This is a genomic window from Paenibacillus thalictri (assembly GCF_004307995.1).
Lineage (GTDB): Bacteria > Bacillota > Bacilli > Paenibacillales > NBRC-103111 > Paenibacillus_AF > Paenibacillus_AF thalictri.
Map to the genome: position 1 here is coordinate 103,081 of NZ_SIRE01000005.1, position 18,514 is coordinate 121,594.

Sequence of the window (18,514 nt, forward strand, 5' to 3'; positions counted from 1 at the left end):
GGAGTTGGATATAGATGGATACACAAAAAAATATTTTGACATTGATAAAGAGAAAGCTGGTAGTTTCTTGTCAAGCATTGCCGGAGGAGCCGCTGCACAGCCCTTATATTATGGGAAGAATGGCCTATGCGGCTTATTTGGGAGGCGCTTCGGGAATCCGGGCTAACAGCGTTGCGGATATCAGAGAAATTAAGAAACATGTGGACTTGCCGATCATCGGTATCATCAAGCAGGTGTATGACGGCTCGGATGTGTTTATTACCCCGATCGCCGAGCAGGTTGAGGATCTGTACCGCGAAGGGGTAGGCATGATCGCGATGGACGCGACGGACCGCATCAGACCGGATGGCTCGACCATTACAGAGCTGTTTCCCAAACTTAGAGCCATGTATAAAGACCAGCTCTTTATGGCGGATTGCTCCACGTATGAGGAAGCGGTTAAGGCGGTTGAGCTTGGATTTGACACGGTTGGGACGACATTAAGCGGTTATACGCAAGCAACCAGAAACAAGTCTTTACCTGACTTTGATTTAATCGAACAACTCGTGAAACATGTTTCCGTTCCCGTGATCGCTGAGGGCGGCATCTCGACACCTGAAGAATTAAAAAGAGTGTTTGACCTGGGCGTATATTCGGCAGTCGTAGGGTCCGCCATTACGAGACCGATGGATATTACTAAAAAATTCATCAAGGTTCTTTCCTAACGATGGCGATGAAGATTTTAGCGGCGGACATTGGCGGTACCAATACGAAGATGGGCATTTGCAATGAACAGGGACATGTCGATCAATTTAAGGAATATCCCACTGAAAGTGATAAGGGAGGCCCTTATGTAATAGATAAATTGCTTGTCCAGATGGCGGCGTATGAGGATTTTGACGCCATTGCCGTTAGTACCGCGGGACAAGTTAATGCGGCAGAGGGATTTATCGTTTATGCGAACGAAAATATTCCGAATTACACGGGAATGAGAATTAAGGAGATTGTCGAGAATCGCTTCCGAAAGCCCGTTAAGGTTGAAAATGATGTTAATGCAGCGGCATTGGGCGAAGCCTATTTCGGCGCAGCGAAATCGTTTGATGATTTTTTGTGCCTGACGTTTGGCACGGGGATTGGCGGAGCCATCGTCTTGAATAAACAAATATACCGTGGCGCTAACGGGGTAGCGGCGGAATTCGGCCATATTTTTACTCACCCATTGACGGAAACAAGCGGCGGCGCGGGCAAGCCGTATTATGAAACCTACGCTTCCGCTACGGCTTTGATTCGGATGGCTCAGGATGCGGATCCGGAATGTGTGGACGGGAAAGTTTTTTTTGATAAAATAAGGTTAGGAAACGATTCATTATATCGAATCTTACAGTCTTGGGCTGCAGAAGCTGCTGTCGGCTTGGCTTCGCTTATCCATATTTTTAATCCGTCCGCAATCATTGTTGGGGGCGGGGTGATGGAGCAAGAAGAGCTCGTACGTTTAGTCGAGGCGCAGACCCGAAATTTAATTATGGCAAGTTTCGCGGACGTGAACATTCTTAAGGCTTCTCTGGGGAATAAAGCCGGATTATTGGGCGCTGCCTCTTTATTCTTGAACTGAAAGAGAAGCGAAAAGATACACTGTTGCGCGTAATGTCTGAATCCTGGATTAAAGAAGGTGCTAGCTTGGGCGCAATTAATATTTTTACAACGATTCATTCCAAATACAATAACCTGACGAATACTGAGAAAAAAGTGGCGGATTACGTACTGGAAAATCCGAAAAGTGTCGTCTACATGTCGATAACGGACCTCGCGGACATTTGCGGCGTCGGCGAATCCAGCATATTCAGGTTTTGCAAGTCGTTGAGTTATAAGGGTTATCAGGATTTCAAAATTGCAATCGCACACAGCATTACGGTGGAGAATGAAATTCCGCAGCTGACCGATAAAGTTCTGATGAACGATTCGATCGGGCAGGTCGCGTCCAAGGTGCTGGCAACTAACATCAGCGCGTTAAACGAAACGTATAATTTAATCGATAGTGCCAAAATCGACCAAGCCATTGAACTGCTGCTTCAAGCAGAGAAAATCATATTTTTCGGCGTCGGCTCCTCGTTAATGACGGCTATGGAAGCAAAGATTAAATTCATGCGCATCACCAACAAAACGGAATGTACGATCGATTCGCATCTTCAAATGATGTCGGCGGCATTGATGACCAAGCGGGATGTCGCCGTGATCATTTCGTATTCCGGCTCAACCAAAGATTCCATCGAGGTGGCGAAGAAGGCGAAGGACTCCGGAGCGACCGTCATTTCCATTACCCGCTTTGAAAAGTCGCCATTAACCTCCTATTCCGATTTGACCCTGTTGTGCGGCGCAAATGAAGGCCCGCTGCAAGGCGGATCGTTGTCGGCGAAAATATCCCAGCTCTACCTGCTGGATGTGTTGTATGTAGAGTATTTCAAACGCTCCTATGAGGAATCGATTAGGAACAAGGAAAGTACCGCAGAGTCGGTGGTAGTGAAATTACTTTAAGTGGCTACTGGGGGAATAATTCGTGATTTTGGGCACAATGTCATTAGAGGAAAAACAAAGTAAGTTCGAACACGCGGTCATTGGGATAGCGTTGGAGAAACTTGGTAAAATATTGAAAGAAAATAGAACCGAAGGCCGAGTTGAGATCAACGGGGATCAGATGTACGTTTCGTTTATGGAATTCGATGCCAAACCAATGCACGATCTGCTTGCCGAAAAGCACGAATCGTATATCGATGTCCATTATCTGATTGAAGGCGAAGAAACGATTGGCTGGTCTTCGCAGCGCGAAGATGTCGATGCGGTAAAGGCCTATGACAGCGAGCAGGATTACGCCTTGTATGAGCCAGCATCCGACGAAGTCTTGCTTCATCTTAAACCCGGAATGTACGCCGTCTTTTTCCCTAACGACATCCACAGACCCGGTATGGGACACTCTGGAAAAATCAAGAAAGCCGTTGTGAAAGTTCATGTAGGGCTGTTTGCATAAAATGAAATGGAGTCCCCTTCCGGTAATACACGGATAGGGGATTTTTGATATAATGAACATAAATCATTCAAGGTAGGTGGTAGCATGCTTTGGGCGGAAGTACGGAATCTATTCCCGGATCAATTTGTACTGTTGGAAGAGTTAAAATCGCATTATGAAGACAGTAAACTTCGTATAGAGGAAGTGGCGGTTATCAAACCAATTCAAGATGATCAAGAAGCTATGAAGGAATTGTTTGCTGCGAAAAATGAACGGTTTGTTTACCATACTTCTAACGAAACCATTACCATCGAAGTCCGCTCAAAGCCAATGCTCAAGAGAAATCCCTCGCATGAATCTTGAATACATAGAGGGTCTATTGTTTTCATCAATTACTATCGTTCATCGTGGAAATTCAATTATGATAACTCATGTAGTCATTGATACCGGTGCCGCTGAATCCGTTATTTCTATCGACGCAGCTGGAACTCTTTTTAACTCCTACGAACCAGAGGATCAATTACGTTTCATGGTAGGGATTGGCGGGAGGGAAGCCTCGATACGAAGAAAGATTGATCGGGTGTTATTTGATACTTTCTCTATCTCAGACTTTCATATCGATTTTGGAAAGATTGGAGAATACCCTGGGATAAACGGTCTAATTGGTTTGGACATTTTAATTCCGGGTAGATTCATGATCGATTTATCGAGACTGCAGTTATATTCAGTAGATAAAAACAATCCGTAGTGCGATTCTCTAAATGCGCTATGCTTGTTTTTATTGTGAATTTTCAATTATGAATGAACATCAAATAATATGATTTGTGACCTGGAAGGAGGCATAGACGATATAGCTGTTTGAGACAAAGCTTCCAATTTGTAAAAACTACGAAAGGTCTTTAAATGGCGAGACATCTTGTCGCAGCTTTTCATTTTTATTTAATTCAGGTAATTCAACTTCCGATAAGTTGATTGTATTCTCTTATCGGTACGCCATGTCTACTTTTTAGTGAAAATTTGATCAATTTTACCACAGTTTAGTCTTGATCCTTCATACTTAAACATGTCTTTTTTCAGAGGTATACTAATCTTGAGTCGTAACAATAATATCCAACACCAAGGAGGTGATGCCCCATGACAACTCACAGCAAACCCAATAGATTAGCCAACGAAAAGTCGCCGTACCTGCTGCAGCACGCCCACAACCCGGTCGACTGGTTCCCTTGGTCCGAAGAAGCGTTCGAAATAGCTAAACGCGAGAACAAGCCGATCTTCCTATCAATCGGCTATTCAACATGCCATTGGTGCCATGTTATGGAACACGAATCGTTCGAAGATGAAGAAGTAGCGAAGCTGCTGAACCGTGACTTTATTGCGATAAAAGTCGACCGGGAGGAGCGGCCGGATGTCGATAACTTATATATGACGGTCTGCCAAGCGATGACGGGGCAGGGAGGGTGGCCGCTGACGATCGTGATGACGCCGGAGAAAAAGCCATTTTTTGCCGGGACGTATTTTCCGAAGAAGCGGAGGTACAACCGTGCAGGGTTGATGGAGATATTGCCGCAATTGGCGGGCAAGTGGACTGAGGATCAGGAGCGGATCAGCTTGATCGGGCAGCAGATCATCGAAGAAACGCAGAAAAGAATGTTGTCCAACTTGGAGGGCGAGCTGTCTGAGGAGACGTTGCACCAAGCGTTTTCGATCTATGAGAGCAACTTCGACGCTCAGTATGGCGGGTTCGGCAATGCGCCGAAGTTCCCGACCTCGCACAACCTGTCGTTTTTGCTGCGTTATTATAAGCGGACCGGCAAAGAAGAAGCGCTGCGCATGGTAGAAAAAACGCTGGATGCGATGAGCCGCGGCGGCGTGTATGATCATATCGGGTTCGGCTTTGCGCGGTATTCGACCGATGATCAGTGGCTTGTGCCGCATTTTGAAAAGATGCTTTATGACAATGCCCTGCTGACTATGACTTATATTGAAGCATATCAAATTACGGGGAAACGCCGTTATGCCGAAGTGGCCGAGCAAATATGCACCTATGTTCTGCGGGATATGACCGATCCGGAGGGCGGCTTTTATTGTGCGGAAGATGCCGATTCCGAAGGAGTCGAAGGGAAGTTTTATGTCTGGACGCCCGATGAGATCAAGCGGGTGCTAGGCGAAGACGACGGCGAGCTGTATTGTGACGCATACGATATTACAGCGGATGGCAATTTCGAAGGGCATAACATTCCGAATCTCATCGCTGTTTCGCTCGAATCGTTCGTCCGCTTGAAAGGCGGTGACCCCGATCAGCTGAGAAGCAGATTGGAGATTTCGCGGCAAAAACTGTTCGAGCACAGAGAGAAGCGGGTTCATCCGCATAAGGATGACAAAATATTAACGTCGTGGAACGGTCTTATGATCATGGCGTTAGCCAAAGCGGCAAAGGCGCTGCAAAAGCCGGAATACGCGCAGGCCGCGGCCAAAGCTGCCGATTTTATCGAGCAAAAGCTGCGCCGTGAGGACGGCCGGCTGCTTGCCCGTTACCGTGATGGAGAGGCTGCGTTCCTGGGTTATTTGGACGATTATGCCTTCCTGGCATGGGGCCTGACTGAGCTGTACGAAGCTACGTTTGAGCTGGTCTATTTGCAGCGGGCGATCCAGCTGTGCGAAGAGATGATTCGGTTATTTTGGGACAACGATAAAGGCGGCTTCTTTTTCTATGGGGAAGATGGCGAGCAATTGTTTACGCGGCCCAAGGAAATATATGACGGGGCGATGCCTTCCGGCAATTCCGCTGCTGCGCTGCTGCTGCTGCGCCTCGGCAAATATGCGTACAACGCTGCCTTCTCGCAAAAGGCCGACGAGCAGCTGCGTGCGTTCGCAGGAGCGGTGGAACGATACCCGGCCGGACATGCGTTGTTTTTGATGGCGCTGGACTATGCATACGGTCCGACGAAGGAAATTGTGATCGCCGGCGATCCGGCCAAAGAAGATACCCAAGCGATGCTGCAGACTGTTCAGATGAAGTTTTTGCCCAATGCGATTATCATTCTGCATCCAACGGGACCGGCTGGCAGCGAGGTTATGCGAACATGCCCGCTTGTCGAAGACAAACGTGCTTTAGGCGGACGCGCCACAGCATATGTTTGCGAGAACTTTGCCTGCCATTCGCCGACGGATGAGCTGGAAGAGCTCGAGATGCTTGAATAAACGCTCAGATCACCGTGCACGGGATTTGCTCGCGCTCGATAATTTGTAAGTGAGTAGGGTAATTAAATGAAAAGAGAGATAAGATTAAAGCCAAACAAACCTCGGTGACCCGGAAGATGTCGGAGAGCCAGTTAGGTTACAACGGATCATTTCTCTTGTATATTCGTAAATCTGTACGTTCTTACATGGTTAACTCTATAATTAACTCTTTTCACTATCAAAAAGCCGAACTATTGCTTGATTTATTCAATAATCCTATGTATTATTAAAAAAGCTAGAATATAAATTTCGGTTTAACATTATGTCGGAAGGTGAACTCATGCCCCTGATCGACTCTAATGAGAACAGGAAGAAGCTAAGTCACATCTACAATGAGATTGCGAAAGAGTTGTTTGGGTTCGGTACGACAATGCTGAAGGTGTCCATCGATCACAATATTATTACCATTCATGCCAAGCACCGCCGATCGCCGCGTTCCGATGCGCTGGAGGGTGAGATTCCTTCCTTGAAGTATGAAGTGGATTTCCACATGTCTTCGATCTACAAAAGGAAAATCCGCGAGAGGCTGGAGAAAGAGTTAAGCTTGTCCATTGAAGCGGTTTTAAGAGATTATGACCCTCCCACGCAATGGGCCATAACGAATGTTATTCTTCATGAAAACGATTAACCGATCGGCGTTTCTCTTTTGATTTATCTTAAGAGGAAACCGGATAAGCGAAACGGATGTCTCTTTACGTTGTTTACAACGAAAAGTGCTCTTGTTTAGAAGATTTTTTTCTAAAACAAGGGTACTTTTCTTTTTTCTTGGAAAAACATGGGGTAGATGTATAGTTTAGGAGCCGAGACGGATAATACCAAGTAAAAGCTTCTATTCGAAGTCTCTTCGCTGAAGATGCATTATTTTAGGAGTGGTTTCACGATTTACCATTATAGATCATTTTAAGGGGAGAAACAAAATGATGAAAAAACAATGGGTACAAGGCTTGGCTTCATTAACGATCCTGGGGCTGGTGGCCACTGGCTGCGGCGGTGGCGGCGCAAAAGAACAGGGAAATGCCAGCGCTCCGGCCGAGGCGCCAAAAGGTCAGCCGACTAAGCTGGTTATCTCCACCTGGGGCTTCTCTGACGACTTCTTTAAGAAGGAAGTGTATGCGCCATTCGAGAAGGAACATAATGTTCAGATCGTCGTCGAGGCAGGAAACAACGCGGAGCGTCTGAACAAGGTGAAACAAGGCGGCACTTCGGTAGACTTGATCTATTTATCGGATTACTACGCACAGCAAGGTATTGAAGCTGGTTTGTTCGAGAAGATCGACCGCAGCCGCATTCCGAACCTGAAGGATATTTACGATGTGGCGAAAGCTCCGCTCGGCGAGGATTACGGTCCTGCGTATACGATCGGACAATTGGGGATCGCTTATAACGCCAAAGCTACCGGCGGTAAAGAGATCAAATCATGGAACGATCTTTGGAGCCCGGAGCTGGCCAAAAAATTGACGATGCCTAATATTACATCGACCACCGGCCCGATGATATTGGATGCGGCTTCCCGTGTAGCCGGAAGCACGGCGTTTAATGAGGACCAGGCCATGGCTAAGCTGAAGGCGCTGAACCCCGGGGTCGTGAAATATTACAGCCAAACGTCCGAATTCGTCACCATGTTCTCGCAAGGTGAAATCGTCGCGGGACCGATTATGGAAATGTATGTGAAGGATTTGAAAGCAGCCGTCCCGGAAACGAAGTTCATCACGCCGCAAGAAGGCGGCTATGCGATCATGAATACGGTCAATATCGTCAAAGGCAGCAAGAACAAGCAGCTGGCGGAAGACTTCATCAACTGGCATTTGGGCAAAACGGTTCAAGAAAAATCGGCGAAAGCCAAAATCGATTCTCCGGTAAATACAACGCTGACGTTGACTCCGGAAGAAGCGACCGGAATTACGTACGGTAAAGATACCATTGCCAAGCTGAACAAGCTGGACATGAAGTTTGTCAACGCCAACCTGAAAAAATGGATCGATCGCTTTAACCGTGAAGTTACGCAATAAACGCAATAATTCGTGGCGATAGGAAGGGACAAGGGTATATGTTGCGGCATGTACCCTTGTTTCATTAATTCCGGAGGGGGAACTAACGGATGAACAAGAAGGTCATTCTTGATGTGGATACGGGAGTGGATGATGCGCTTGGCATTTTGCTGGCTATTCGCAGCGGCGAGCTGGACATTCTCGGCATTACGACGGTGAACGGCAACGTCTCTTTGGAGCAGGCGACGGTCAATACGTGCAAAATTTTGCAGCTGGCTGGAGCGGAGCATATTCCCGTCGTCAAGGGAGCGGACAGGCCGATGATACGCAGCACGTATTTCGAGCATCGGATTCACGGGAAGGACGGACTAGGCGGGGCGCTGAAGGACATGCCGGTGAATAAGCAAGTTGAGGATGGGCATGCGGTTGATTTTATCATTGATCAGGTTCGGCGGTATCCCGGAGAAGTAACGCTTGTCATGACCGCGCCGCTAACCAATCTGGCCATTGCCATCATGAAATATCCGGAGCTGGTACGGCAGGTGAAGGAGGTCGTTGTGATGGGCGGCGTCGTTCGAGATTTCGGGAATGTGACGCCGACGGCGGAGTATAACATATACGTCGATCCGGAAGCGGCCAAGCTTGTATTCAAGGCGGGATTTTCCCCTCTCACGCTTGTCGGTTTGGATGTGACACGCAAGGCATTGCTGACCGAGGAGCATATCGCTTCCTTGGGGGATTCGCCGCTTGCTCATTACGTTAAAGAAAGCACGGCCGATTATATGCAGCGCTATTATGAGCGGAATGGGGTTCGCGCCTGTGCATTGCACGATCCGCTTGCGGTTGGCGTGGCGCTGAATCGGGAGCTGGTCACCGCCAAGCCTTATTATGTCGATGTCGAGACAAGAAGCGAGCTTTGCGACGGCCAGACGGTATGCGATTTCCAGAACCGGCTGTCGCAGGCGGCAAATGTACATGTTTGTCTGGAAGTGGCGGCGGACGAATTTCTCCGGCTTTTTATCCGCGCTCTGCGCGGCTAGCGAACTAAAGGAACAGGAGAACGTGAAATGAAGAAAACATATTTGGCTTTATTGCTTGTGCCGGGTCTGCTGTTCTTGGCCGCTTTCATGGTAATACCGATTCTCCTGACGGTTGGCTCGACCTTTTACCATGAGGGCCGCTTCACGGCTGAAGGCTACCTTTACTTTTTTAAGGATCCGTATTTTTTGAAAATATTAGGGACCACTCTGCGCGTCAGCTTGGTGACGACGGTGCTGTGCATGGTGCTTGGGTTTCCTACAGCTTATTATATTTCCAGACGAAATCCGAGGCAAAAGGCGCTGCTGCTGGCGCTTGCCATCTTTCCGCTGCTGACGAGTTCGGTCGTTCGCTCGTTTAGCTGGACGATCATCTTAGGAAAAAAGGGACTGCTTAATAATACGCTTCTTTCTCTCGGGCTCATTCAGGAGCCGCTGAACATTTTGTATACACCGACGGCGATGATGATCGGTCTCGTACATTTGTTTTTGCCGCTAATTATCATTACGTTGGTCGGCGTCATGGAAAATATCGATTCCGACTTGCTCAAGGCGGCGGAAAGCTTGGGAGCGGGCCGATTCTCGGCGTTTTGCAGGGTCATCATTCCGCTCAGCGTGCCGGGGCTTATTATCGGCGGCATTCTGGTGTTCGTCGGAAGTCTCACGGCTTACACGACGCCGGCGCTTCTCGGGGGCAAGCAGCGGGTGATCTCGACATTTCTGTATCAGAACGCAATTACGCTGAACGATTGGTATTTGGCTTCGGTCATCGCCACAATCATGATGGTGATCACGTTCGTCATCATAGCGCTTATGAATAAACTGGCCACTAAATTAAATCCGAAGGGGTAGAAGGCATGCAGGAGAAGAACCGTGGGCTCGGCCTGTTTACACTTCTTATATATTTGTTTTTGCTTGGACCGCTGGTGATTATCGCCTTCGCCTCATTTGAGCCGGGAAGTGCGCTGAAATTCCCGCCCCAAGGCATTTCGTTCAAGTGGTACCAACATATTTTCGAAGTCACGATGTTCAAAACATCTTTTATTACTTCCATTTTGGTGTCGCTTGCTGGCAATTTGCTTGCGTTGCTGCTGGGCTTGCCGGCCGCTTATGCATTAAGCCGGTTTCAATTCCGGGGGAAGGAAACGCTGAACGCCATCTTTATTTCGCCGGTGCTGATCCCGGGAATCGTGCTCGGGTTTACGATGCTGAAGTATGTCATCATCACCTATCACTTGCCGATTTATGCGGCGCTGCTGCTCGGACATACCGTCATCATGCTGCCGTTTATTATCCGTGTCATCGCTTCCAGCTTGACCAATTTCGATTTTGCCGTGGAGGAAGCTTCGCTAAGTCTCGGAGGGGGAAGGCTGAAAACATTCTTCACGGTTGTCCTGCCGAACATTAAATCAGGCATTATTGCCGCGGTTCTGATCGCTTTCCTAGAATCGTTTAACAACGTCGATATTTCGGTTTTCATGACCGGTCCGGGAGTCAGCACGTTTCCCATCCAAATGCTGCTTTACGTTGAGAACAACTTTGATCCGACGGTTGCCGCGATTTCCGTGCTGCTCATGCTGTTTACTGCGGTATTGATGTTCGTCATTGAGCGTCTGATGGGATTTTCCTACTTTACCAAACGATAATGGAGGCTTGCGTCCATGGCCATGTTAACCTTGGAAAATATAGCTGTAGCCTATGATCACCAATACATTCTGAAAGACTTCAACCTGTCCGTTGAAAAAGGAAGCCTCATATCGCTGCTCGGTCCGAGCGGCTGCGGCAAAACAACAACGCTGCGCCTGATCGCCGGCTTCCTGGAAGCGAAAGAGGGCCGGTTCGCCTTAAACGGGAAAGATTACACACGTGTACCCGTGAATAAGCGCAATTTCGGCTTCGTATTCCAAAGTTATGCGCTGTTCCCGCATTTATCGGTTTATGACAACGTAGCGTTTGGCCTGCGTTTACGGAAGGTAAGCGGTGCGGACCTCGACCGCCGCGTGCGCAGCATGTTGGAAATCGTCAACTTGTCGGGTTTTGAGAAGAGGTTTCCGAAGGAACTCTCCGGTGGCCAAAGACAGCGCGTCGCCATTGCCCGGGCGCTGGTCATCGAGCCGGACCTGCTGCTATTTGACGAGCCGCTCAGCAATCTGGACGCCAATCTCCGTGTCAATATGCGGGTGGAAATCCGCCGTATTCAGCAGGAGCTGGGCATCACTACAGTGTATGTGTCACACGATCAAGAGGAGTGCTTCTCGATCTCCGATCAAGTCGCTATCATGAACAAGGGAATTATTGAACAGCTTGATCGGCCGTCGACGATATTCAAGTACCCGAAAACCGAGTTTGTTGCTCGTTTCATCGGTTTTAACAATTTTATTTCTTTTGACCGCAGGCAAGAAGACGGAGATGTGATAAAACTTCAGGCGACCGGCCACTCTTTCAATGCGCTCCAAGGGGCGGGGCGGGGGGCGCAAAAGGGCCTCAAAGGAGCCATCCGCCCGGACGACTTGAAGCTGGGTAAGCCTGAAGAACTGGCGGCGGAACCGAATGTGTTGTCCGGCCGTGTGAAGGTAAGCACCTTCCTCGGACGAAGCTACCAGTATGTCATCGAAACGGAGCTCGGGGATTTTACCGTCAACAAAGAAATGGAAGAACCTTATGTTAGCGGACAAGAGGTGCGAGTCCTCTTTCCCGTGGAGAAGTTGATTTTGGTGGAGTAGCTTACTTGGAGGTGCAGACAGCATGCGTGTGGATTTATTGATCGAAAACGTCCGGATTTTTAACAGCTATTTCAAGCGGTTTATGCCTGGAAATGCAGCTGTGCTGGACGGGAAATTCATATATATTGGCAAGCGGGGAGCCGAGAGCTTCGAACCGGGTGAAATCATCGACGGACAGGGACGTTACATGATTCCCGGCCTGATTGACATTCATCTTCATATCGAAAGCTCGATGATTACGCCTGAGGCGTTCTCCCACGCGCTCATTCGAAACGGCGTCACCACAATTGTTCCGGAGCCTCATGAAATGGCCAACGTGTTTGGCCTGGACGGAGTAAAGGAAATGATCAAGGCGAGCCGGGAATGCGTAGCGGACATGTTCTACGCCATTCCGAGCTCGGTGCCTGCAACGGGAATGGAGACGACGGGCGGTTCGATTGAAATCGCGGACATGGATGAGCTGCTGCGCACGGAGCGCATCATTTGCCTCGGGGAGATCATGAATTATGTCGATGTGATCACCGATCCGGACTGCAAGACAAATCACATCCTGAGGCACATTCGAGAGAACTATCCTCAGCTGATCATTGAGGGGCATGTACCGAAGCTGCTGGATCTTGAGCTGCATCAGATGATCTTCAGTGGAGTGGACTCCGATCATACGCATCAAACGATTGAGGGGATGGAGGCGCGGATCGGCGCCGGCATGTTCATTGAGATCCAGGAAAAATCGATGACGCCGGAAGTCGTCGATTACTTGATCCAGCATGACGTTTCCGAGCATTTCTGCTTCGTGACCGACGATGTGATGCCCGACTCGTTCCAGCGGCGGGGACATCTCAACCATATCGTGCGTAAAGCGATCCGCATGGGCATGAAACCAGAGATGGCGATTTATGCCAGCACGTTCACGCCGGCCCGAAGAATGCGCATGCATGACCGGGGAGCTGTCGCGCCAGGGAAGATTGCCGATTTTTCACTTGTTTCCGATCTTCGGGAATTAACCGTGGAACAAGTTTATAAGCGCGGCCGCAAAGTGTATGACGTGACCGAGCCTTACGAGCCGAAAGCAAGCGAGCGCGCTTTCCCGCAGCACTTTTACGAAAGCGTGAAGCTGACGCAGCTTGCCGTAACCGATTTTGTGGTCCCGGCTGCAGAGGGCGGAGATGGGCGGTATACCGGCCGGGTCATGATGGTGAAGGATGGTTCGACCTTCATCGAGGAGCATCAAGCCGAAGTTGAGGTTCGGGGCGGGCATGTGATGTGGCAGGAAAGCGGCTGCGGTCTGATTGCCACGTTCGAACGTTATGGGAGAAACGGCAATCGCGCCTACGGCCTGATCGGTGGAGATACGATCCAGCGGGGAGCGGTGGCGACGACGTACTCCCATGATAATCATAATCTGCTTGTCGTCGGCCATAACCCGACGGATATGATGCTCGCGGCCAATGAGGTTATTGCCAATCAGGGCGGCTTTTGCGTGGTCGAAGGGGGAAAGGTGCTGGCCAGTCTACGGCTGCCTGTAGGCGGCATCTTGACCGAGGCTCCGCTTGAGCAGACGGCTGAAGAGGTAGAGCGGCTGCTCAGCGCTATGAAATCATTAGGTTATCGCCATTATAACCCGATTATGTCGCTCAGCACCCATTCCCTTGCGGTTAGCCCGGCGCTCAAAATTACCGATCACGGCTTAATCGATGTGAATAAAGGGAAGGTTATTCCTCTGCTTATTCAAGCTCTTTAATTGAATCTGATGACGACAAAGAAGCTAACCGAGCTGTTCACGCTCGAATTAGCTTCTTTTTCTTTTTGCAAGCAGGGGATGATTTTCAGAGCTGAAGGCGCGTTTAACCTCATCGGGCAACTTCATCCCCGTTTGTGGTTTTACTCCATCCCCGATTGCAGCGTCACTTCATGCCATGCCTGCTCTGCGAGCCGTTTCAAAACAAGGGCTTGCTGCCAACGGTCGGAGATTTCAGGCCCGGTCCCGTCCGGACCTTGAACAATCGCATAAGGCGGAGGACCAAGCTCGCTGACGAAAGGCAGGACGTCTCCGGGCTGCGCACCTTGAAGCCAGCATGACATTCCTTGCTTCCACCAGGCTGCGAAAGGTGATGCCATCGGGTGTTCAGCTTCTCCGATATCTGCTTGAATTTGTTGACCGCTGGACACTCTGCCATGGATGGAGGACGTACGCTGCAGCAGCACATCAAGAGCCGGGTTCAGCTCAGCCGCCATAGATGGCGACGATACTTCACATGAAAGCACATAGTGGGAAATATCGATTGTCAGCCGTAAATGGGGCAGTTGGTTTACATAATCGACAGTCCGAAGCAAATCTTGAGTGATACGCCCGCGATGCGTTTCCACAAAATAAGGAATCCCGGTTTCGGCCGCCGCTCCCAGTAAATCTTGCAGCAATTGCACGGCTGCTTCATCCCGCAGCATATTGCCCATCACTTGTGAATTTACGTACGCAACGCCAAAGTCTTTTGCTTCTTTCAGCAACGACTCCAAATCTGCCCGCGAAGAAGGGAAAGAATGAATACCGAAGCTGAGCTTATAGTCGCTTAACAGCCGATGCCATTGCTCGCGGTCACGAGGTTCGGGAAGACGGCCCAAAATCCCGGTGAACCCTGCTGCCGCAATTCGTTCCAGCTTTTGTTCCATGGACCATTCCACGCCGTTCTCGCCAATACCGATCATGCCCCACCACGATTGATGAGTTTCCAGGGCCGGAGGTCTGTCTGTTCCGTTATTTACTCTTGTGAGATCGTTCAATGGACTTCACCTTCCATTTCTATTAATCAGCCGTTCCATTCCGCAAGGGAATGTCTCGCCGCCTCAACCATTTGTATTGAATGTTGTCTATGTATAGATGACACAACTTATATGTAATATAGTAGATACAAACTATGGTGAACAAAATGCACTAAAAGCCTAATGATTTGCATTTTTCTACATTTGGTACCAATGCAAGTGAGGCCAACAAAAAAGCGGCAGTCAAGGATGGAAGCTGAAGTGCCTATCCCTGAACTGCCGCTCATTATTATGATGCGGATCTATAAGTGCTATTTCTGTTGAATCATCGATTTCCAAACGTCGGCAGGGTCGTAGCCGAGACGCCACATAGCTACGCCGGCCAAATTGTAGTTTTTGGCGAGCTCGACGCGAGCGTTAAGCGTGTCTTCGTTTTCCAGCCAGAATACGTAGCTGTAGCCGTCTTCGCTATAGTCCACACGGTACTGATTATGATTTTTGTCCCAAGTGAGAGTAGCTTTTTTGCTGCTGATCAACGCCGGGAGGTCTTTCATCAGCAGGGCTTTGTTACTTTCCAATTTACCGTTTGCATCTATTTTCCACTGACGAACGTACATCGGGATACCCATAATCAGTTTGTCGCGGGGGATGCCGTAACTCAGGAACTCCTGAACGCCTTCCTCCACCCACTTCAGGCCGGCTACCGGTCCGGCTTCCGTGCTGCCGCTCCAATATTGGTCGTATGTCATCGTCACGATATAATCGACGATATCGGCCAGCTTCTCATGGTCGAATGCGGTCTGCGCGTTCCACTTGATGCTGCCCCGCGGCAGGTCAACGGAAATGATCAGGTTTTTGGCATGTGCCGCATCGGTGAGATTTTTCATAAAAGCGGTGAAAGCCGCGCGGTCTTTCCCGTTTAAACTTTCGAAGTCAATGTTTAATCCGTCGACGCCAAGCTCGGAAGCCCGTTTGACCAGCGCTTGAATAAATTTGTTCTGCGCGTCTTTGTTCGCGAGAAATTGCGTCGTTAACGTCGCGTTAAACTGGTTGCTGACAAGCGGGTGAACGGCGTATCCTTGGCTTTTCAGCCAAGCGACGGTATCTTTATTTGATTTGTCCGTCAGATTGCCTGAATTGTCCGCCAGCTCGAAATAGGAAGGGGAGTCGACATCAAGCCCCGTCGTATTGTTGACGTGCCCGCGGATCGTCGTGTCACCCGAGCTGCCGTTCCAGCCCCAGAATTGCAGCTTGCGGAAATTGTCCCAGATGCTTGTGCCGTCCAAGAGACGGATCGAAGCGTTACTGTAGCCCATCGCGTAAGATAACGCGTCCGGAATCGTGTTGAAATCGTTGATCAGATTATCGCTCTGGTATACCTGATAGTAAGGTGAATTCGTCCATAAGCCGACACGGCCGGATGAACCCGGCTGCTGCAGATCGACGACTTTGGCATGCGCCCATTGCTTCGCGTATGCAACGGCATCGTCAAGACTGATGAATGATTGCAATAAAGCGTTGTTCTGATATACTCCGTAAGACGGAACATTGGTGAAGACGATCTGGCCGGCTTTGTCGTTATTGATGACAATGGAGTTGCCCCATTTCAAGCTTTCGGCGATAGCATCTTCCAAATAAGAGAATTTCCAGGCGTCCATCGTAGCCGTTCCTTGAAATACTTGATAGACTGCGCTGCCGGAGGAACGGGCTTCTTGCTTGGCCGCGGCAGAGATGTTATCCCATACCCAGCTGTGATCCTTCAAATCGATAATGTGAGCGTTGCCCCATTTTCGGGCTTCGGCCGTGGCCTGACTTAAGGTGGCGAATTCCCAGCCGCCCATGGTGCTATCGCCTTGGTATACTTGGTATCTCGGATAGTTGTTCCACACCCATCCGCTGGACTGCAGATCGCGGATGCTCGCATGAGTCCACTTGCTTGCTTCGCGCATCGCCTGATCGAGCGTGGCGAATTCCCAACTGGAGCTGCTGTAGTCGTTTTGATACAATTTATATCTGGGATAATTGTTCCATAGCCACTTTCTTGTGGCGATATCTTCTACGTGACTGGACGTAAATTGCTTCGCATAATTTTCAGCTGATTTATAATCCGAAGTTTCGAGCAAAATTTTATCGTCTTGGTACACGCGGTATTTCGTCGTCTTATCTGCGGCCATCGCCGACGGGGAAGCTGATAGCACAAGTGTCAGCAGGGATAATGCGATAACCGTTTTTTTCACAAACATGTATCACGCCTCTTTCTATGTAGTCTACTCTATTAAACGCTCGCGGCAATTAATAGTTGCGATAGATACATAGAGAAAAAGCGCAAAAAACCACTTTCCGGCTAGGAAAGTGGTGGGAATGGCGGAAATACTTTGGTTTTTAAGCGAATTTAAAGGATATCGGCGACAATTTCTTCCTCAAGGGAAAGTCTGATCTGGTCGCGGAACACGCGGAGCTGCTGTTCTGTAAGCAGATACCGCTCGATCGCTTCGAGAATGTTCGCTTCGATCAGAATTTGCGATCGGCCTTGAATATGAACCTCCGCCGAAAATCCGTAATCTTCGTCCCATTTCATTTCAACTTCGACATCCGTGGGGCGAAGCTGTTTACGCTGCGCCATATGGAGGCAGATCGCATTGACGATCTCTTGTTCCCCAAGCCTCATCCGTTACTCCTCCGTCCGTTAGTTGCGATGCGGTTCGTTGTTCAGCTTCTTACGGTCGCGGAAGTACACGTAAATACGGCGAATGAGCACAACGACTACAACGACGGCAAGCACATTGATGATTAGGCCGAGCAAGTTGCCAAGCATGCCCATGTTGCCGAACATACTGCCGAACAGAAGACCGGCCAGACCGCCCATAATCATGCCTTTCATAAATCCGCCGCCGCTGAATAATCCGCCGCGTTGTTGTTGAGGCGTATTGGTTGTTGCGCCTGGCGTTTTTGTTGCAGAAGAATTCGCGTCAGGTCTTGTCGTTTGCGAATCGGTCGGCGATTTCGACGGCGTTGAAGGCGAGAAGCTCTTCTTCGGCGAAGAATAGCCTTTTGCGTCGACGGCTGCAGGCAATGTCACAGCAAAGACAAGCAGCGCGGTCATGAGCAGAAGCGTAAATTTTTTGAGCAAATAAATCCCCTCCGTTATATACTTAAATGGATTCCGCACTTTTTAATACGGGCGGATATCGTCTTGGTTTCAGTTTTGGACGGAACTTGTTAAAATATACGATATACCAAGAAAAAAGAGGGAGACAAACGTGTCAAAGTATCCTCAAGCTTATGTAGAATATCTCGTTTTTTTTCACGCGCACCGCGATTACTTCGAATGTCATGAGGTTATGGAGGAGTATTGGAAAAACCACCCGGAAGATCCGCTGAGCCGTGCCTATGTCGGATTGATCCAAACGGCGGTTGCGATGTATCACCAGCGGCGGGGCAATTTCAAAGGCGCGGTCAAAATGCTGGACAGCGCGCGAGAACTGCTGACGAAGGATAGATTGGAGCGGCTTGGCATCGATGCTGACGCTTTTACCACTATCTTGGAGCAGCGTTCCAAGCAGCTTCACAGCAAAGAACCGGCACCGTTTACCGATCTGGACATCCCGCTGGCGGACGATGAGCTTTACCGCGAATGTCTGGAGCAATGCGGCAAGCAGCAGCTTATATGGAGCGCGCCGAGCAACGGGGACAATGAGTCTTTAATCCACAAGCATACGCTGCGAGACCGTTCCGATGTGATTGAGGCAAGAGCCCGAGAACTATATTTGCGCCAAAAGAGGGGTTAAC

Annotated in this window: 19 protein-coding genes; 15 read left to right on the forward strand and 4 right to left on the reverse strand. The window is 49.3% G+C overall.

Translation table 11 applies throughout. The annotated features are described in order from the left end of the window. Window positions 1-14 precede the first annotated feature (14 nt). The 14 genes from EYB31_RS06985 to EYB31_RS07050 all read left to right on the forward strand — a co-directional run bounded on the left by EYB31_RS06985 (window position 15) and on the right by EYB31_RS07050 (window position 13,709). Entirely contained in the window at window positions 15-704 is a 690-nt protein-coding gene (locus EYB31_RS06985; protein WP_131012576.1) for an N-acetylmannosamine-6-phosphate 2-epimerase, read from the forward strand. 8 nt (window positions 705-712) lie between these two features. Continuing rightward, a complete protein-coding gene (locus EYB31_RS06990) occupies window positions 713-1,591 on the forward strand; it encodes an ROK family protein (RefSeq protein WP_131012893.1) in 879 nt (292 codons plus the stop codon). A 32-nt stretch (window positions 1,592-1,623) separates the two neighbouring features. Then, a complete protein-coding gene (locus EYB31_RS06995) occupies window positions 1,624-2,511 on the forward strand; it encodes a MurR/RpiR family transcriptional regulator (protein ID WP_131012577.1) in 888 nt (295 codons plus the stop codon). Between the two features lie 22 nt (window positions 2,512-2,533). Beyond that, window positions 2,534-3,001, forward strand: coding sequence for a NanQ anomerase/TabA/YiaL family protein (locus tag EYB31_RS07000; protein ID WP_240762167.1), 468 nt, complete (start codon window positions 2,534-2,536; stop codon window positions 2,999-3,001). A gap of 84 nt (window positions 3,002-3,085) precedes the next feature. Then, entirely contained in the window at window positions 3,086-3,343 is a 258-nt protein-coding gene (locus EYB31_RS07005) for a hypothetical protein (protein ID WP_131012578.1), read from the forward strand. Beyond that, complete coding sequence (locus EYB31_RS07010) at window positions 3,333-3,728, forward strand: aspartyl protease family protein (RefSeq protein WP_165452277.1); 396 nt, start codon at window positions 3,333-3,335, stop codon at window positions 3,726-3,728. The genes EYB31_RS07005 and EYB31_RS07010 overlap by 11 nt, the downstream gene beginning before the upstream one ends. 386 nt (window positions 3,729-4,114) lie before the next feature. Further along, window positions 4,115-6,181: a thioredoxin domain-containing protein gene (locus EYB31_RS07015; protein WP_131012580.1), complete on the forward strand. Its 2,067-nt coding sequence runs from the start codon at window positions 4,115-4,117 to the stop codon at window positions 6,179-6,181. A gap of 319 nt (window positions 6,182-6,500) precedes the next feature. Further along, the gene (locus EYB31_RS07020; RefSeq protein ID WP_131012895.1) at window positions 6,501-6,848 is read left to right on the forward strand and encodes a DUF2294 domain-containing protein; all 348 of its coding nucleotides are present in this window, start codon (window positions 6,501-6,503) and stop codon (window positions 6,846-6,848) included. 289 nt (window positions 6,849-7,137) lie between these two features. Then, on the forward strand, window positions 7,138-8,229 hold the full coding sequence (locus EYB31_RS07025) for an ABC transporter substrate-binding protein (RefSeq protein WP_131012581.1): 1,092 nt from the start codon (window positions 7,138-7,140) through the stop codon (window positions 8,227-8,229). Window positions 8,230-8,318: 89 nt separating this feature from the next. After that, window positions 8,319-9,248 (forward strand): nucleoside hydrolase, encoded by a 930-nt coding sequence (locus tag EYB31_RS07030; RefSeq protein ID WP_131012582.1) that lies wholly within the window; start codon window positions 8,319-8,321, stop codon window positions 9,246-9,248. Window positions 9,249-9,275: 27 nt separating this feature from the next. Next, window positions 9,276-10,097 (forward strand): ABC transporter permease, encoded by an 822-nt coding sequence (locus tag EYB31_RS07035; RefSeq protein WP_131012583.1) that lies wholly within the window; start codon window positions 9,276-9,278, stop codon window positions 10,095-10,097. 5 nt (window positions 10,098-10,102) lie between these two features. Beyond that, window positions 10,103-10,891, forward strand: a complete 789-nt coding sequence (locus EYB31_RS07040; RefSeq protein ID WP_131012584.1) for an ABC transporter permease — start codon at window positions 10,103-10,105, stop codon at window positions 10,889-10,891. A 15-nt stretch (window positions 10,892-10,906) separates the two neighbouring features. Then, a complete protein-coding gene (locus EYB31_RS07045) occupies window positions 10,907-11,968 on the forward strand; it encodes an ABC transporter ATP-binding protein (RefSeq protein ID WP_131012585.1) in 1,062 nt (353 codons plus the stop codon). Window positions 11,969-11,990: 22 nt separating this feature from the next. Continuing rightward, window positions 11,991-13,709, forward strand: coding sequence for an adenine deaminase (locus EYB31_RS07050; protein ID WP_131012586.1), 1,719 nt, complete (start codon window positions 11,991-11,993; stop codon window positions 13,707-13,709). Window positions 13,710-13,849: 140 nt separating this feature from the next. Here the strand turns inward: EYB31_RS07050 and EYB31_RS07055 are convergent, their stop codons facing one another. The 4 genes from EYB31_RS07055 to EYB31_RS07070 form a co-directional block, all read right to left on the reverse strand. Continuing rightward, window positions 13,850-14,746, reverse strand: a complete 897-nt coding sequence (locus tag EYB31_RS07055) for a sugar phosphate isomerase/epimerase family protein (protein ID WP_131012587.1) — start codon at window positions 14,744-14,746, stop codon at window positions 13,850-13,852. 290 nt (window positions 14,747-15,036) lie between these two features. Beyond that, a complete protein-coding gene (locus tag EYB31_RS07060) occupies window positions 15,037-16,968 on the reverse strand; it encodes a glycosyl hydrolase family 18 protein (RefSeq protein WP_131012588.1) in 1,932 nt (643 codons plus the stop codon). A gap of 149 nt (window positions 16,969-17,117) precedes the next feature. Next, window positions 17,118-17,393, reverse strand: a complete 276-nt coding sequence (locus EYB31_RS07065) for a YxcD family protein (RefSeq protein WP_131012589.1) — start codon at window positions 17,391-17,393, stop codon at window positions 17,118-17,120. An 18-nt stretch (window positions 17,394-17,411) separates the two neighbouring features. Beyond that, complete coding sequence (locus EYB31_RS07070; RefSeq protein ID WP_240762170.1) at window positions 17,412-17,855, reverse strand: hypothetical protein; 444 nt, start codon at window positions 17,853-17,855, stop codon at window positions 17,412-17,414. A 130-nt stretch (window positions 17,856-17,985) separates the two neighbouring features. On the opposite strand from EYB31_RS07070, the gene EYB31_RS07075 reads away from it, so the two are divergent. Beyond that, on the forward strand, window positions 17,986-18,513 hold the full coding sequence (locus tag EYB31_RS07075) for a DUF309 domain-containing protein (protein WP_131012590.1): 528 nt from the start codon (window positions 17,986-17,988) through the stop codon (window positions 18,511-18,513). The last annotated feature ends 1 nt before the right edge of the window (window position 18,514 follow it).